The organism is Nonomuraea pusilla, from assembly GCF_900109355.1.
Lineage (GTDB): Bacteria > Actinomycetota > Actinomycetes > Streptosporangiales > Streptosporangiaceae > Nonomuraea > Nonomuraea pusilla.
The window spans coordinates 1-15,322 of record NZ_FOBF01000021.1; the positions used below are offsets into that span (position 1 = coordinate 1).

The 15,322-nt window shown below is 74.3% G+C and carries 11 protein-coding genes; 4 read left to right on the plus strand and 7 right to left on the minus strand.

Going from position 1 to position 15,322, the window contains the following annotated elements; genetic code table 11:
• The coding region (locus BMX74_RS33035) for an acyl-CoA dehydrogenase family protein (RefSeq protein WP_218154126.1) at positions 1-557 on the minus strand (557 nt) is incomplete at its 3' end.
• A gap of 91 nt (positions 558-648) precedes the next feature.
• On the opposite strand from BMX74_RS33035, the gene BMX74_RS33040 reads away from it, so the two are divergent.
• Both BMX74_RS33040 and BMX74_RS33045 read left to right on the plus strand, forming a co-directional pair.
• Complete coding sequence (locus BMX74_RS33040; protein WP_091104503.1) at positions 649-1,458, plus strand: TetR family transcriptional regulator; 810 nt, start codon at positions 649-651, stop codon at positions 1,456-1,458.
• A 355-nt stretch (positions 1,459-1,813) separates the two neighbouring features.
• Positions 1,814-2,644: a helix-turn-helix transcriptional regulator gene (locus tag BMX74_RS33045; protein WP_055508702.1), complete on the plus strand. Its 831-nt coding sequence runs from the start codon at positions 1,814-1,816 to the stop codon at positions 2,642-2,644.
• Positions 2,645-2,661: 17 nt separating this feature from the next.
• Here the strand turns inward: BMX74_RS33045 and BMX74_RS33050 are convergent, their stop codons facing one another.
• The 4 genes from BMX74_RS33050 to fbp form a co-directional block, all read right to left on the minus strand.
• Positions 2,662-3,540 (minus strand): universal stress protein, encoded by an 879-nt coding sequence (locus tag BMX74_RS33050; RefSeq protein ID WP_055508700.1) that lies wholly within the window; start codon positions 3,538-3,540, stop codon positions 2,662-2,664.
• Between the two features lie 90 nt (positions 3,541-3,630).
• Positions 3,631-3,996 (minus strand): hypothetical protein, encoded by a 366-nt coding sequence (locus BMX74_RS33055; RefSeq protein ID WP_055508698.1) that lies wholly within the window; start codon positions 3,994-3,996, stop codon positions 3,631-3,633.
• Positions 3,993-5,723 (minus strand): DNA polymerase/3'-5' exonuclease PolX, encoded by a 1,731-nt coding sequence (gene polX, locus BMX74_RS33060; protein WP_091104505.1) that lies wholly within the window; start codon positions 5,721-5,723, stop codon positions 3,993-3,995. The genes BMX74_RS33055 and polX overlap by 4 nt, the downstream gene beginning before the upstream one ends.
• 6 nt (positions 5,724-5,729) lie before the next feature.
• Entirely contained in the window at positions 5,730-6,863 is a 1,134-nt protein-coding gene (fbp, locus tag BMX74_RS33065) for a fructose-1,6-bisphosphate aldolase/phosphatase (RefSeq protein ID WP_055508694.1), read from the minus strand.
• A gap of 170 nt (positions 6,864-7,033) precedes the next feature.
• Between fbp and BMX74_RS33070 the strand changes: the two genes are divergently transcribed.
• Together BMX74_RS33070 and fdhF are read left to right on the plus strand one after the other, a co-directional pair.
• Positions 7,034-8,737, plus strand: coding sequence for an NAD(P)H-dependent oxidoreductase subunit E (locus BMX74_RS33070; RefSeq protein ID WP_055508692.1), 1,704 nt, complete (start codon positions 7,034-7,036; stop codon positions 8,735-8,737).
• Positions 8,737-11,427 carry a formate dehydrogenase subunit alpha gene (gene fdhF, locus BMX74_RS33075; protein WP_091104506.1) on the plus strand — a complete coding sequence of 897 codons (2,691 nt, stop codon included), beginning with the start codon at positions 8,737-8,739 and terminating at the stop codon, positions 11,425-11,427. Before BMX74_RS33070 ends, fdhF begins: the two co-directional genes overlap by 1 nt.
• 22 nt (positions 11,428-11,449) lie before the next feature.
• On the opposite strand, the gene BMX74_RS33080 is transcribed toward fdhF, so the two are convergent.
• On the minus strand, positions 11,450-14,203 hold the full coding sequence (locus BMX74_RS33080) for a DUF5682 family protein (RefSeq protein ID WP_055508688.1): 2,754 nt from the start codon (positions 14,201-14,203) through the stop codon (positions 11,450-11,452).
• Entirely contained in the window at positions 14,200-15,312 is a 1,113-nt protein-coding gene (locus tag BMX74_RS33085; RefSeq protein WP_055508685.1) for an ATP-binding protein, read from the minus strand. Before BMX74_RS33085 ends, BMX74_RS33080 begins: the two co-directional genes overlap by 4 nt.
• Positions 15,313-15,322: the final 10 nt, after the last annotated feature.

The window sequence follows — 15,322 nt, forward strand, 5'->3', positions numbered from 1 at the left end:
GAGATGCCCCGCGCCCCCGCCGACGGGTCGGTCACCGCCATGACCGTGTAGTACTCCGACACACCCGCGTTGGTGATCCACATCTTGACGCCGTCGAGCACGTAGTGATCGCCGTCGAGCACCGCCCTCGTCTTCATCGCGGCCGCGTCCGAACCCGCCTCCGGCTCGCTCAGCGCGTACGAGAACATCGCCTCACCACGCGCCACCGGCGGCAGATACCGCGACTTGAGCTCCTCCGACGCCGACAGCAGCAACGGCACCGTACCCAACTTGTTCACCGCCGGGATCAGCGAGGACGACGCGCAGGCCCGCGCCACCTCCTCGATCACGATGACCGCCGCGAGCGCATCGGCCCCCGCGCCGCCGTACTGCTCCGGGACATGGACAGCATGCAGGTCGGCCGCGACCAGCGCCTTGTACACGTCCCACGGGAACTCGCCCGTCTCGTCGGCCTCCGCGGCACGCGGAGCGATCTTGTCGTCGGCCAGGGCCCGGACCGTCTCGCGGAGCATCGGGTGCTCCTCTGCCGCGTCGTGCAGGTGGCTCGCCAGGCTCATGGGCCTCTCCCAATCCCGAAGTGTGCACTTAGTGCCTTATCGTAAGTCACTGAGTGCCATAGGGGAAGAGCTGCTGTTACGGTGGAGCGCCATGGACGACGGGAGGGACCGCATGCCGGCGAGACGCGACGTGCGCCGCGAGCTGATGTCGGCGGCCATCAGCCTGTCCCTCACCACGGGGTTCGACGAGACGACCGTGGACGAGATCGCCAGAGCCGCCGGCGTGGCCAGGCGGACGTTCTTCCGGCACTTCCGTACGAAGGAAGACGCGATCTTCCCCGACCACGACGAGTGCCTGGAGCGGGTGGTCGCGTTCCTGGACGCCGCCTCACCCCTGCGCCCGCCCCTGCTCGTGATCGCGGAGGCCGCCGGGATCGTCCTGGACATGTACGTCGAGGACCCCGACACGGCGGTCAAGCGCTACGAGCTGACGCGGCGCGTCCCCGCCCTGCGGGAACGCGAGATCGCCGCGACCAGCCGCTACCAGCGGGCCTTCACCCGCTACCTGGGCGGGCGCAGCGACGAGGCCACCGGCGACGGCGCCGCCGGCGAAGCCGCACCGGCGGGCGCGAAGGAGCCGCCGGTGGGCCCGGAGGTGGGCCCAGGGGTGGGCGGGGAGGCGGCGCGGTTGCGGCACGAGGTGGCGGCGGCGGCCGTCGTGGCCGCCCACAACCACGTGCTGCGCAGCTGGCTGCGCGGCGGCGGCCGGGGCGACCCGCGGGCCCGGCTCACCTCCGCCATGGACGAGGTGACGCGGGCCCTGCAGCCGTGGGCCGACGGCCGGGACGCCAGCGGCGACGCGCACTCCGACGAGGTCGTCGTGCTGGTGACGACGCGGCGCGCGCCCCTGTGGAAGATCGCCGAGGAGATCAGGAACGCCACGGGCGAGCCGCCCTCCTGACCCGGGCCGGGCGTGGCGCCGCCCGCGTCGTCCAGCCGCGCCGGGGTGAGGTCACCCCATCGTGGCGGGCCCGCAGCCGATGGCGATCAGGCCTCCGACGTTGTTCTGTTCGCACACCAGGGGCTGGGAGGCCCCGGGTCGATGCCGAGCATGGCGGCCAGGTTGCGGAACGCCTCGCTGTCGCCGGAGACAGTGCCGACGCAGCCGCGGCTCTCACGGCACGCAACCTGGCCGCACGCCTCCGGCCGCGTCTCTCTCCGCAGGCCGCACGCGCGCGGTCCGGGTCCGTTCCGGGCGGTCGCACCACCCCCGAACAGGGGTGGTGTGGCGACCACCCGCATGTTTGGATCGGGACATGGTGGAGGATTCGGACGTGTTCCAGCAGGCGCTCGCCAGCCTGCAGCGGGCCGCCGGCCTGCCTGTGGTGTTCGGCGGCATGGTGGGCGAGCGCCGCCGGATCACGCTCACCGAGATGCGCGGAACCCGGACGACGGCGCTCAACAACCTGGCCGTCAGCTCGGGCACCGGCCTCGGCGGCAAGGTGCTCGCCCTCGCCAAGCCGTCCGCCGTCGCCGACTACGCCGACTCGACCGACATCTCCCACGAGTACGACCGTCCCGTCCTGGCCGAGTCGCTGCGCGCGGTGCTGGCGGTGCCCGTCGTCGTGGACGGCGTCGTACGGGCCGTGCTCTACGGCGCGACCAGGCAGCGGCTCGCCTTCGGCGACAAGGTGCTGACGACGGGGATGTGCGTCGGCAGGGAGCTCGGCGCCGAACTGCGGATCCGCGCCGAGGTCGCCAGGCGGCTCGCCGTCGCCCAGACCTCCCCGACGGCGGAGCGGCAGAGCACGTCCGCGCTGGAGGAGGTGCGGGAGGCCAACGCCGAACTGCGCACCATCGCCCACGACGTCGCCGATCCGGAGCTGCGGCAGCGGCTGCTGGAGGTCTGCGCGCGGCTGAGCGGCGGCGGCACGCCGCGGCCCGCCGCCGGGGTGTGGCTGTCGCCGCGCGAACTCGACGTGCTGAGCTGGGTGGGCGTCGGCTGCGGCAACGCCGAGACGGCCCGCCGGCTCGGGCTGCTGCCGGAGACCGTCAAGAGCTACCTGCGCAGCGCCATGCACAAGCTGGGCACGCACAACCGCTACGAGACCGTCGTCACCGCCCGCAGGCTCGGCCTCCTCCCGTGACCCGTCCGTCCGCGCGGTCAGGTGCGGACGACGATGATCGGGGAGCGGGCGTGGTGGAGGACGGCGTGGACGGTGCCGCCCAGGGCGGGCAGGGGTCCTGGCCGGGCGTGGGTGCCGAGGATCAGGAGGTCGGCGTCCTCCGAGGCCCGGATGAGGATCTCCGCCGGGTGGCCGTGGGCGACGTGCTGGGTGAGGCGGACGTCGGGGTACTTCTCGCGCCAGCCGGCCAGGATCTGGCCGAGGAGCAGGGCTTCCTGCTCGCCGACGGTCTCGATGTCGTACACGAGGGGCTGCATGTCGCCCGGCGCGATGGCGGAGGGGTGGAGCCAGCCGTGGACGGCGCGCAGCGTGGCGTGGCGCAGCGCGGCCTCGGCGAAGGCGAAGTCGAGGAGGTCGTCCTGGCCGGGCTGGCCGCTCACGCCGACGACGACGGTGCCGGCGCCGGCGGCGGTGCCCGCGCCGGCGGGGCGCGGCTGCGGGACGACGGCCACCGGGCACGGGGCGCGGGTGGCGACGTGGCGGCTCACGGAGCCGAGGAGCAGGGCGGTGAAGCCGCCGCGCCCGCGGCTGCCGACCACGAGGAGGTCGGCCTCCTCCGCGGCGGAGATCAGGGCTTCGGCGGCGGAGCCCGCGGCGAGGTCGGTGGTGACGGGCAGGTGCGGGCGTCCGGCCCTGGCGCGGAGCGCGGCCTCCTCCAGTTGCCGCCTGGCGGCGGCCTCGGCCTCGACGTCCCAGCCGGACGGTTCGGGGACGAGGAGCACGTCGGGGGTCCAGCGCGCGACGGCGTGCACGATGTGCAGGGTGGCGTCGCGGAGGGCGGCCTCCCGGCCGGCCCAGTTCACGGCGTCGAGCGAGGGTTCGGAACCGTCGAAGCCGACGACGATCGTCCTGGTCATGGCCGTCCCCCTGAGCAGTCCCCCGAGCGCACCGCGCTCTTCACACCACGTTAGGCATACCCGTCAGGAGGGGTGGCATCCCCGGGCGGGTCAAGTGGTCTCGTCCAGCTCGGCCGCCGCGTCACGCAGCCGTTCGATGGCCGCGACGACGGCGGGGTCGGCGATCTCCAGGTCGGAGCGGTCGTAGATGTCGATGACGGCCAGCGCGGCGTTCTCGACGTGGTCCACCTCGGCGTCGGCGGCGAGGAGCGTCTCCAGGTGCCGCGCGGGCTCGCGCAGGGGCTCCACGTCGGCGCGGCGCGGATGGTGGTGGATCGCCTGGGCGAGCCGGCACGCGACCGCGCGGAACTCGATCTCGCTGTCCGGCATGCCGCCGCCGGGCATCCCGTTCCCCTGCGTCTCGTGGTGCGGCGGCCTCTGGTCCGGGGGCCCGTTGCCGGGCGTCCTGTCGGTCATCGTGTACGTCGTCCTTTCCGCAGGAAGCGCCGCAGCCGGTCGAGCGGCCACGTGTTGATCACCTGTTCGGGGGTGAGCCAGCCGCGCTGCGCCGTGCCTATGCCGTACCTGAGGTGGGCCAGGTGCGGGACGGCGTGGGCGTCGGTGTCGATCGAGAAGACCACGCCCGCCCCGGCGGCGAGCCTGATGAGGTCGGCCGGGAGGTCGAGCCGGTCGGGGAAGGCGTTGACCTCCAGGGCGGTGCCGGTGCGGGCGCAGGCGGCGAACACCTCCGCCCAGTCGGCGTCCACGGGCTCCCGCCTGCCGATGAGCCGGGCCGTGGGGTGGCCGACGATGTTGACGTGCGGGTTCTCGCAGGCCCGTACGAGGCGTGCGGTCATCTCCGCCCGCGACTGCCCGAAGTGGGAGTGGACGGACGCCACGCACAGGTCGAAGCCGTCGAGGAAGCCGGGCGGCCAGTCCACGTCGCCGTCGGGGCCGATGTTGAGCTCGATGCCGTGCAGCAGCCGCATGCCGCCGAGGGCGCCGTCGAGCGCCCGCACCAGCTCCCGCTGTTCGAGCGCCTTGGCGTCGGTCATGCGCTGCATGGACAGGCCGGGCGCGTGGTCGGTGACGGCGTAGTACGCGTAGCCGCGCGCGGCGGCGGCCTCGGCCATCTCCTCCAGCGACGCGAGCCCGTCGGTGAGGACGGTGTGGGTGTGCAGGTCGCCCCGGATGTCGCCGGCCGTGACGAGCCTGGGCAGGGCGCCGGCGAGCGCGGCCTCGATCTCCCCCGCGTCCTCGCGCAGCGTCGGCGCGATCCAGGGGAGGCCCAGGCGGCCGTACACGTCCTCCTCGTCGGTGGAGGCGATGCTGTCACCGGTCACCACGTCGAACAGGCCGTACTCGGAGAGCTTGAGCTTCTTGTGCACGGCGATCTCCCTGGTGCGGATGTTGTGCGCGCGGGAGCCGGTGAAGTACTGCAGGGCGGCGCCCCAGCTCCCCGGGGTGACGACGCGCAGGTCCACCTGCAGGCCGGTGTCGGTCCTGACGGAGGTCTTCGTCTCGCCGTGGGCGATCACCTCGGCGACGGCGGGCAGGCCGGGCAGCGCCGCCATCAGCGCGGCGGAGTCGTCGGCGGTGGCGAGGACGTCCACGTCGCCGATGGTGTCCTTCATGCGGCGCAGCGACCCGGCGTAGGCGCAGCGGACGCAGCCGGGCACGTCCGACAGCGCGGCGACGATCGCCTCGGCGACCTCCATGGCGGCGTCGAGGCGCACCCGGGCGCCGGTCTTGTGCATCAGCGCGATGCCGTGCAGGAGGTTGTCCTCGGTCTTCGGGCCGAAGCCGTGCAGGCCCTGGAGCCTGCCCGCGTGGATGGCCGCCTCCAGGTCCTCGACGGAGCGGACGCCCACCTCCTCGTACAGGACCATGGCCTTCTTCGGGCCGAGCGTGGGAACGTCGATGAGCCTGCGCACGCCGGCGGGGACCTTCGCGCGCAGTTCCTCAAGCTGGTGGATGGCGCCCGTGCGCAGGTACTCCTCGATCTTCGCGGCGATCGACTGCCCGACGTTCGGTATCCGGCGCAGCCCGGCCTCGTCCAGGGCCGAGAGGTCCTGGACGTAGCCGCCCACCGACCTGGCCGCCTTCTCGTAGACGCGGACCTTGAACGGCTCGCCGCCGGTGATGGCGATCAGGTCGGCGTACTCCTGCAGCAGGTCGGCGACCGCGTCGTTGCAGCGGGGCATGGGCGCTCAGCCCCGGCCGCCCGTCCCCGCGGGAGTGGCGACCTCGGTGCTCATCGGGGTCCACCGGTCGGCCAGCCGCTCCGTGAGCAGGGTCATCGTGGTGTATTCGAGCTCGTCGAGCGGCAGCCGGTGCGGCTCGAACGGGCCGTGCCGCCGCAGGTAGTCCATGACCTCGTTGGCCTGCTCCCTGGCCTTGTCGAACGCCGGGTCGGCGAACAGGTCGCGGGGGCCGATCAGCTTGCCGTCGTGGATCTGGAAGCCGAGCGCGACGACGCGCGGCGGCCCGTCGAAGCGTGACGGGTGGGCGTGGCCGCTGGCGACCGGCATGAGCGGCGCGTGGTGCGAGCCGCGCAGGCAGCCGGCGACGCCGTACGCGAGCGTGAACGGCTCCAGCACCTCGCCGACGGCGGGCAGGCCGGACTGACAGCGCACGATCATGACGGGGTCGTCCTTGCCGACGTACTCGCCGGCCATGAGCGACAGCCGCTGGGTGCTGGTGGCGACGGCGGTCTCGTCGAGGGTCTTGGACCGGACGCGGTGGACGACGTAGCGGGAGGGGGCGCCGATGTACATCAGCATCTCGTACAGCTCGGCGGGGCAGTCGAACAGGATGCGCTTGCCCGCCTGCAGGTCGTGGACCTCGAAGACGAAGCCGGCGTGCATCTTCTGGTCGATGACCAGCCCGGCGGTGTTGAACGGGTCGGCGAACATCTTGTACAGCGGCAGGTTCCACGCGCCAGGCCCGGTCTTGTCGGCGAGGAAGCAGACGACGGGCTCGGACGGGCGCTCCTCGAAGTCCAGTTCGGCGTAGCCGGGGCCCATACCGCGCAGGTTGCCGGAGAACGCGTCCGAGAGCAGGTCCTGGCCGGCGCCGTAGAGGCCGAGGTCCTTGGCGACGTGGGCGGTGTTCTGGAAGGTGTCCCAGGCGAAGGAGTGGATCAGGTCGGCGTCGGGGCCGTACGTGTGGGTCATGATGAGCGAGATGTCGTCGCCGCAGCTCGCTACGTGGCCGTCGACGAGCAGGCCGGCCTCGATGGCGCGGGTCATCTCGCGGCGGGCCTCGGCGAGCATGTCGGGGTGCACGGCGGAGTGGCCGACGAATCCCCCGGTGTCGGCCTTGATGATGCTCAGAGTGATCATTAGCAACCTCCCCCTTTCTGTCAGTCTTTGTCCGCCATTTTTCGGACGAAAAGGGAAATAGGTCCCATAAATGTGGGCCTTCCGGACATACGGGGAAATTTGACCTGATTGTGCCCGGGTCTTGGACGGCGGGAGGCGGCGGCGGCCGGGCAGCGGGAAGGTATGCGTCCGTGGACCGAGCCGAACGCTTCGACGCGTTCCGCGCGCTGGCCGACCGCCGGGGACGCCCCGGCATCGAGCTGATCGCGTCCCTGGACGCCACCAGGGACGGCCGCGCCGACGACCCCGCCGCCTGGGCCCCCGGCGTCGCCGCGCGGCTGGGGCTGCCCGCGGCCGCCGGGCTCGGCCCCGCCACCTTCTACGCCGACCTGGCCGCCCCCCACGGCCGCCGCCACGTACGCGTCTGCTCCGCCGCGGCCTGCTTCGCCGCCCGCCTCGGACGGCACCTGCCCGAGACCGAGCAGGCGCTCGGCGTCGCGGCCGGCACCGCGAGCCCCGACGGCGCGGTCTCCCTCCAGCGCGTACGCTGCCTCGGCTACTGCTACGCCGGACCCGCCTGCCTCGACGGCGACACGCCGTGCACCGGCCCGCGCCTCGCCGCGCAGCTCACCGGCGGCCGCCCGCCGCTCGACCCGCCCGTGCCCGCGTACGACGCCACCGGCGACCCCGTGACGCTCGCCGGGATCGCCGGCGGCGACCCGCCCTGGCAGGTCTGGCCCTCGGCGCTCGCGCTGCGCACACCCGAACAGGTGATGGCCGAGGTCGCCGCCTCCGGCCTGCGGGGGCGCGGCGGAGCCGGGTTCCCCGTGGCCGCCAAGTGGGCGTCGGCGGGCGGCTCGCCGGACACCGTCCTCATCGCGAACGGCGACGAGGGCGACCCCGGCTCCTTCGCCGACCGGCTGCTGATGGAGTCGGACCCCGGCCGGGTGCTGGAAGGGCTGGCGCTGGCCTGCTTCGCCTGTGGGTCGCGGCGGGCCGTGGTGCTGGTGCGCTCGGAGTACCCGCGGGCGCTCGCCGCGATGCGGGCCGCCGTGCGGAGGGCGTACGAGGACGGCCACCTGGGCCTGTCCGTCCACGGCAGCGGCGTGGACGTGGACGTCGAGGTGGTCCAGGGGGCGGGCTCGTACGTCGCGGGCGAGGAGACCGCGCTCATCGCCTCGCTGGAGGGCGACAGGGGGTGCGCGCGGCCCCGGCCGCCGTACCCCACGCGGCGGGGCGTCTGGGGGGCGCCGACCGTGGTCAACAACGTCGAGACCCTGGCCGCGGTGCCGTGGATCGTGCGCAGGGGCGGGCGCGCGTACGCCCGCAGGGGCACCAGGGACGAGGCGGGGACGAAGCTCGTCTGCCTGTCCGAGCGGTTCGCGAGGCCCGGCTGCTACGAGGTGGAGCTCGGCACGCCGGTGCGGCGGATCGTCACCGAGCTGGGCGGCGGGCTCAAGGACGGCGCGCGGCTGCGGGTGCTGCAGGTCGGCGGGCCGCTCGGCGGGTTCCTCGCGCCGGAGGCGCTGGACGTGCCGCTGGCGGAGGCCGCGCTGGAGTGCCGGGGGGCGGCGCTCGGGCACGCCGGGCTGGTCGCGTTCGACGAGCGGGCCAGGCCTGAGGAGATCCTGCGGCACGTCTGGGAGTTCGCCGCCGCCGAGAGCTGCGGGGCCTGCTCGCCGTGCCGGGTGGGGTCGCGGCGCGGCCTCGCCCTCGTACGGGAGGCCCTGGAGGGCGGGGCGGACGGCCCGGGACCCGACCGGACCCGGCGCGGCGACGAGTACCGGCGCGTGCTGCGGGTGATGGGCGAGGCGAGCCTGTGCGCGTTCGGCCGCCGGGTGCCGCCCGCGGTGCGCAGCCTCGCCCGCGCCTGCCGCCTGCCGGGGTGGCTGTGATGACCGGGGACGGGGTGGTCGCGGTCGAGGTGGACGGCCTGCCCGTGGCCGTGCCCGCGGGGTCGTCGCTGCTGGACGCCGTGCGGGCGGCCGGCGTCGAGGTGCCCGCGCTCTGCCACGACGACCGGCTCTCCCCCGCGGGCTCCTGCCGGACCTGCCTGGTGAAGCTCGGCGGGAGCGTCGTCGCCTCGTGCGTCACCCCCGTCAGGGACGGCGCGCGGGCGCAGGCGGCGACCCGGGAGCTGCGGGCGCTGCGCAGGGAGGCGGTCGAGGTGATCGTCTCCGCCCTGCCGGCCAGGGCGCTCACCGGCGGGGCCGAGGGCAGCGAGCTGGCCAGGGTGTGCGCGTCGCTGGGCATCGGGCCCGAGTCCGCGCTGGGCGAGCTGTCCGGGCGGGGCCGCGACGACAGCCATCCGTACGTGCGGCTCGACAGGGACCTGTGCATCGCCTGCGGCCGGTGCGTGCGGATGTGCGCCGAGGTGCAGGGGACGTTCGCCATCGCGCTGACCGGGCGCGGGGGCGACGCCGTGGCCGCGCCGGGCACCGGCGGGGCGTGGGTGGACTCCGCCTGCGTGGCGTGCGGCGGCTGCGTGGACACCTGCCCCACGGGCGCGCTGTCGGAGCCCGGCCTGCCGTACGGCGGGCGTCCCTCCGGCCTCGTCACCACCCGCACCACCTGCGGCTACTGCGGTGTCGGCTGCGCGCTGGACGTGCTGACGCGCGGTGACGAGCTGGTGGCGGCCCTGCCCGCCGGCGACGGGCCGGTGAACCGGGGCCACGCCTGCGTCAAGGGCCGCTTCGCGTACGGCTTCCGCGTCTCGGAGGAGCGGCTGACCCGTCCGCTGGTGCGCCGCGACGGCAGGCTGGAGCCGGCCGGCTGGGACGAGGCGCTGGACGTCGTGGCGCGCGGCCTGCGGGAGGCGGTCGCGTCGGGCGGCCCCGACGCGGTGGCGGCGATCTCGTCGGCCAGGGCGACCAACGAGGAGAACTACCTGGTCCAGAAGTTCATGCGGACGGTGATCGGCACGAACAACGTGGACAACTGCTCCCGGCTGTGCCACGCGCCGTCGGCGGCGGGGCTGACGGCGGCGTTCGGGCTGCCGGGCGGCACCGACTGCTTCGACGACGCCCAGCGGGCCGACTGCCTGCTGGTCGTGGGCGCGAACCCGGCCGAGGCCCACCCGGTGGTGGGGGCGCGGCTGCTGCAGCGCGTGCTGCGCGGGGCCAGGCTGGTGGTCGCGGACCCGCGCGCCGTGGGGCTCGCGCTGCACGCCGACGTGCACCTGCGGCCCCGCCCCGGCACGAACGTGGCGCTCTTCCACGGGCTGGCGCACGTCCTGCTCGCCGAGGGCCTGGCCGACGAGGACTTCCTGCGCCGCCGCGCGACCGGGCTGCCCGAGCTGGCCGAACTGCTCGCCGGCTACCCGCCGCACCGCGTGTCGGCGGTCACGGGCGTGCCGGAGGGCGACCTCGTGGCCGCCGCCAGGCTGTACGGGCGGGCCGCGCGCCCCGCCGTCTTCTACGGCCTGGGCGTCACCGAGCACCTGCACGGCACCGACGGCGTACGGGCGCTGGCGAACCTGGCGATCCTGCGGGGCGCGGTCGGCGGCGACCGCGGGTACGGCGTCAACCCGCTGCGCGGGCAGAACAACGTGCAGGGGGCGTCCGACATGGGCGCGCTGCCCGACCAGCTGCCCGGCTGCCAGAGCGTCACCGACCCGGTCGCCAGGGAGCGGGCCGCCCGGCTGTGGCGGGCCGAGGTGCCGGCGCGGCCCGGCCTGCGCATCCCGCAGATGTTCGCCGCCGCGCGGTCCGGCGCCCTGCGGGCGCTGTGGGTCATCGGCGAGGACGTGTGCGCGACCGACCCCGACGCCCGGCGGGTCGCCGCCGCGCTGGAGGCCTGCCCGCTGGTGGTGTGCGACGAGCTGTTCCCGTCGGAGACGGCGCGGCGCGCCGACGTCGTCCTGCCCGTCGCGTCATGGCTGGAGAAGGACGGCACGTTCGTCAACTTCGACCGCCGCTTCCAGCGGGTGCGTCCCGCGCTGGCCCCGCCGGGCGAGGCCCGCAGCGACTTCGCCGTCGTGCACGCGGTGGCCGCCGCCCTGGGGGCCGACCTCGGCTGCCCGACGCCCGCCGCCGCGCTGGACGAGTGCGCCGCGCTCGCGCCGCTGTTCGCCGGGCTGTCGCACGCGCGGCTGGACCGGGAGGGCGCCGTCTGCTGGCCCGCGCCCGACGCGGACCGTCCGGGCGAGGCCAGGCTGTACCGGGAGCGGTTCGCCACGGCGGACGGCCTGGCCCACCTGTCGGCCTGCCCGTACCTGCCGCCGGGTGAGGAGCCCGACGACGACTACCCGCTCGTGCTCGTCACCGGGCGGCGCTGGGCGCACTACAACTCGGGCAGCATGACGCGGCGCGGCGGCAACCTGCGGCTCGACGCCGTGGACCGGCTCGACCTGCACCCGGTGGACGCCGCCGGGCACGGGCTGCGCGACGGCGACCCGGTGACGGTCGAGAGCCGGCACGGCACGGCCAGGCTGACCGTCCACGTCGGCGAGGAGACGGCGCCCGGCCAGGCGTTCTGCGCGTTCCACTTCCCGGGCAGCGGCGTGAACACGCTGACGTCCGACCGGGCGGACACCGTCACCTCGTGCCCGGAGTACAAGGTGACGGCGGTCCGCCTGCGCCCGTGAGCGGTCCGCCCCTGGTGGGTGGTCAGGCGAGCAGCACGGCGACGGCGGCGGCCGTCTCGGGGTGCCCGGCGAGCAGGACCTCCGCCGCGCCGTGCGCCGACGGCTGCGGCGCCTGCCACTGGCCGTCGCAGCCGAGCAGCTCCGCCACCGCGTCGCAGGCCGCCGGATGGGCGACGAGCAGCTCCGTCACCGGCCCCGCCGCGGAGGCGGACGCCTTCGGCCGGGGGGCGGCGGCCCGCCGCTCCCACGGCGGCGTCCACGCGTCCAGCGCGGGCAGGCTCCCCGGGTACGTCCGGCCCGCCTCGCGGACCAGCACCGGCATCAGCTCGCCCGCCTGGGCGCGCAGCGTCGTCACCAGCTTCGGCAGCCAGGGCAGCAGCACCCGGTCCGGCAGCCGCCCGAACGCCTTCGACACCACCTCGACGACGAACCCCGACAGGCCGGGCGCCAGCTCCATCGCCTGGACGAAGCCCGTGACGTAGAGCGGGAACGACGGCACCACCAACGGGTTGGCCAGCAGCTCGTCGCAGCGCGCCCGCAGCTCCGCCAGCGGCAGCAGGCCGAGCTGGTTGCGCGCCGCCCACAGCAGCGCCACCTTCGCGGGCGACTCGGGGTGCGACTGCTGCACCGCGATCTCCAGCTGCGCCCTGTCGCAGCCGAGCGCCATCGCCAGGCTCTCCATCGTGAACAGGAAGCCCAGCATGGCGCCCACCTGCCTGACCCCGGTGTCGTCGTCGACGAACGCCGTGGGCAGCAGCGTGCAGTAGTGCGCGTACCCGGCTGTGACGAACGACTCGCACCACGCGGGCAGCTCCGGCTCGTTCGCCCTGAAGTAAGCGAGCAGGCGGCGGATCCTGCGCAGCACCTCGGGCGCGTCGTCCACCGTGCGCTCGGCAGCGAGCAGCTCCACCGCGCGGGCGCCCAGCTCGTCGGCGAACCGCCGGCTGCCGAGGTAGAGGATGGCGTCCTCGACCGCGGCGAGCGCCGTGGCGGCCGTCGCCTTCTGGTCCCAGACGGAGGCGCGCAGCCGCTGCTCCAGCACCTGCTCGACGGTGACGCCCTCGTAGCCCAGCTCGATGATCGACCGCTGGTGGCGGCCGATCGCGACGTCCCAGCTCTCCTGGATGGACCGCTCGCCCAGCCTGCGCTCGCCCATGATCGGCCGTACGGCGTCGGCCGGCAGCAGGTAGCGCAGCATCCACAGCAGGTTCGAGCAGGCGGCGAGGTCCGGGTCGGCGTTCAGGTCGAGCAGGGCCCGCTGGATCGTGCGTTTCTCCAGGTCGACGCCGAGCGGGCGGAGCCGGTCGAAGACGTCGCGGGCCAGCGGCGGCAGCGCGTCGTAGCCGACCGTGCCGACCCGGTCGCCGCCCAGCAGGATCTCGCACAGGCGGCGCACGTCGCGGCGGCCCGGCACGACGTCCTTCTCGATGCAGGTGACGGCCGCGTCCTGGAAGTCGTACGGCGTCGGCCTGGGCCGGTTGCGCATCGCGGCGAGCAGGATCGACGTCTCGAACACCGCGATGGCGTCGGCGGTGCTCGCCAGGTAGCCGTTGCGCCTGGCCAGCCTGACGATGTCGACGCACCAGCCGCGCAGTTCCTCCTCGTCCAGGCCGTCGAGCGGGGGCGGCGCCGACAGGTAGCCGGACAGCCGGTCGGAGGGCGGCGCCGGGGGCGCGGGCGGCGGCAGCTTGGCGGCCCGCTTGCGCGTGCCCTTCTGCCCGGCGAGCTGGAACGGGGTCAGGCCGTTCCTGCCCACCGCCTTGGACCAGGTGGCCGCCGCGATCGACACCGAGCCCGGCGCGAGGCCGAACTGCGTCTCGATCGCCGAGTGGCTCGACGGGATGAGGCCGTACAGCCAGCGGGTGCCGGTGGGCGGCGCGATCTCGTACGGCGCGGCGGCGTCCAGGCCGAACTGCTCGACCCTGCTGGCCGCGTGGAAGGCGCCGCACACGTACAGGCAGTCGGCCGGGTCGGCGCCGGAGGCGGCGAGGTGCTCGCGCATGCGCGTCCACATGTGCCGCTCGCGGTCCTCGTCCCTGGCCAGCCTGTCGCCGTCGCCCGGGTCGAGGCGGCGGAACAGGCTGCCGATGAGCACCATGACCTGCCGGTACGTGTCGTAGTCCGCCCCGGCGAGCGGCTGCTCGACGTACTGGTCCCACCACTCCGACCAGTGGCGCACCTTGCCGTGGTGCAGCAGGTGCTCCTCCAGCTCGGCGAAGCGGGGCCGCAGGTCGCCGATCTCGATGCCGACGGCGTCGCCGTGCAGCCCGGCGCCCTCGCGCGGCGGCTCCTCAGGGGAGTCCGCGGCCTCCTCCGGCCCGTGCGACTGGAAGACGTGGTCGGACGAGCGGTCCACCAGCACCAGCTCGACGCCGGGCGTCTCCAGCGCGTACGCGATGGCCTGGTACTCGGCGGACGCCTCCGTGATCGGAGCGACCACGCTGAGCGGGCCCCACGCGGGCGGGAACCCGTCGAGCTCGGTGGCGAACGCCTGGAGCGCCACCGGCAGGCGGCAGTTGCGCAGCTCGGTCAGCAGCGGCCCGAGGTCCTCGCACAGCTCCAGGTAGATGACCTTGGGCTGCTTCTCGCGCAGGCGCCGCACCATGGCGAGGGCCGACGCCGGCGAGTGGTGGCAGACCGGGAAGATCTCCAGCTTCTCGCTCAGCGCCCGGTCGACGTCGTCGACCATGCCGGTGAGGATGGCCGACACGGAGTCGCCGGCGAACGCGGCGGCAGCGTCGCCGAGCTGCCGCCGCAGCGCCTCGAAGGTGCTCACGACAGCGTGGCGATCGCCTCACGACCGCCTTCGAGGAAGTCCTGCCAGTCGCCGCCGTCCTTCTTGCTGCGCGGCTCGACGACGCCGTGCCAGTACTTGTTGAGTATGGCGAGGTCCTCGGGGCTGCGGCGGGCCAGCGAGCCGACCAGCGAACCGGCCAGCGTGCCGGCGCGCAACGTGCGGTCGCCGAAGAAGTGGCTGTGCAGGATGGCGTCCTCCAGCACGCCGATCTGCTCGGCCGTGGACAGCGCCGACTCCAGCTTCTCGTCGTCGCTGGCGGCCGACGCGGCGGCGGCGCGCAGGTCGGCGAAGCTCTGCAGCAGGATGTCCAGCAGCGTCGGGGGGACGTCCAGCTCGATGCGGTGCCTGCGCAGCAGCTCCTCGGTGCGGAAGCGGACGATCTCCGCCTCGCTGCGCTTGCTCGTCACGACCGGGATGCGGACGAAGTTGAAGCGCCGCTTGAGCGCCGACGACAGGTCGTTGACGCCCCGGTCCCTGCTGTTCGCGGTCGCGATGATCGAGAAGCCGGGCTTGGCGAAGACGATGTTGTCGTCGTCCAGCTCGGGGATCGAGACGTACTTCTCGGACAGGATCGAGATCAGGGCGTCCTGGACGTCGCTGGTGGAGCGGGTCAGCTCCTCGAAGCGGCCGACGACGCCCTGCTCCATCGCGGTCATGATGGGCGAGGGGATCAGCGACTCGCGGGACTGGCCCTTGGCGATCACCATCGACACGTTCCACGAGTACTTGATGTGGTCCTCGGTGGTGCCGGCCGTGCCCTGGACGACCAGGGTGGAGTTGCGGCAGATGGCGGCGGCGAGCAGCTCGGCCAGCCAGCTCTTGCCGGTGCCGGGGTCGCCGATGAGCAGCAGGCCCCTGTCGGAGGCCAGGGTCACGATGCTGCGCTCGACGAAGCTGCGGTCGCCGAACCACTTCTGCGGGATCTCGCGGTCGAGCCCGTCTGACGGTTCGGAACCGAGCACGAACAGCCGCACCATCTTGGGGCTGAGCCGCCACGAGAACGGCTTGGCGCCGTCGTCGATCGACTCCAGCCAGTCGAGCTCCTCGGCGTACTTCACCTCGGCGGGGGCACGCAGCAGGTCGGTCATTCGCGGGTCT

Excerpts from the sequence above, each read along its gene's own strand:
- BMX74_RS33040 (WP_091104503.1), top strand. The coding sequence starts at position 649 with ATGGACGACGGGAGGGACCGCATGCCGGCGAGACGCGACGTGCGCCGC.
- BMX74_RS33045 (WP_055508702.1), top strand. The coding sequence starts at position 1,814 with ATGGTGGAGGATTCGGACGTGTTCCAGCAGGCGCTCGCCAGCCTGCAG.
- BMX74_RS33050 (WP_055508700.1), bottom strand. The coding sequence starts at position 3,540 with ATGACCAGGACGATCGTCGTCGGCTTCGACGGTTCCGAACCCTCGCTC.
- BMX74_RS33055 (WP_055508698.1), bottom strand. The coding sequence starts at position 3,996 with ATGACCGACAGGACGCCCGGCAACGGGCCCCCGGACCAGAGGCCGCCG.
- polX (WP_091104505.1), bottom strand. The coding sequence starts at position 5,723 with ATGCCCCGCTGCAACGACGCGGTCGCCGACCTGCTGCAGGAGTACGCC.
- fbp (WP_055508694.1), bottom strand. The coding sequence starts at position 6,863 with ATGATCACTCTGAGCATCATCAAGGCCGACACCGGGGGATTCGTCGGC.
- fdhF (WP_091104506.1), top strand. The coding sequence starts at position 8,737 with ATGACCGGGGACGGGGTGGTCGCGGTCGAGGTGGACGGCCTGCCCGTG.
- BMX74_RS33085 (WP_055508685.1), bottom strand. The coding sequence starts at position 15,312 with ATGACCGACCTGCTGCGTGCCCCCGCCGAGGTGAAGTACGCCGAGGAG.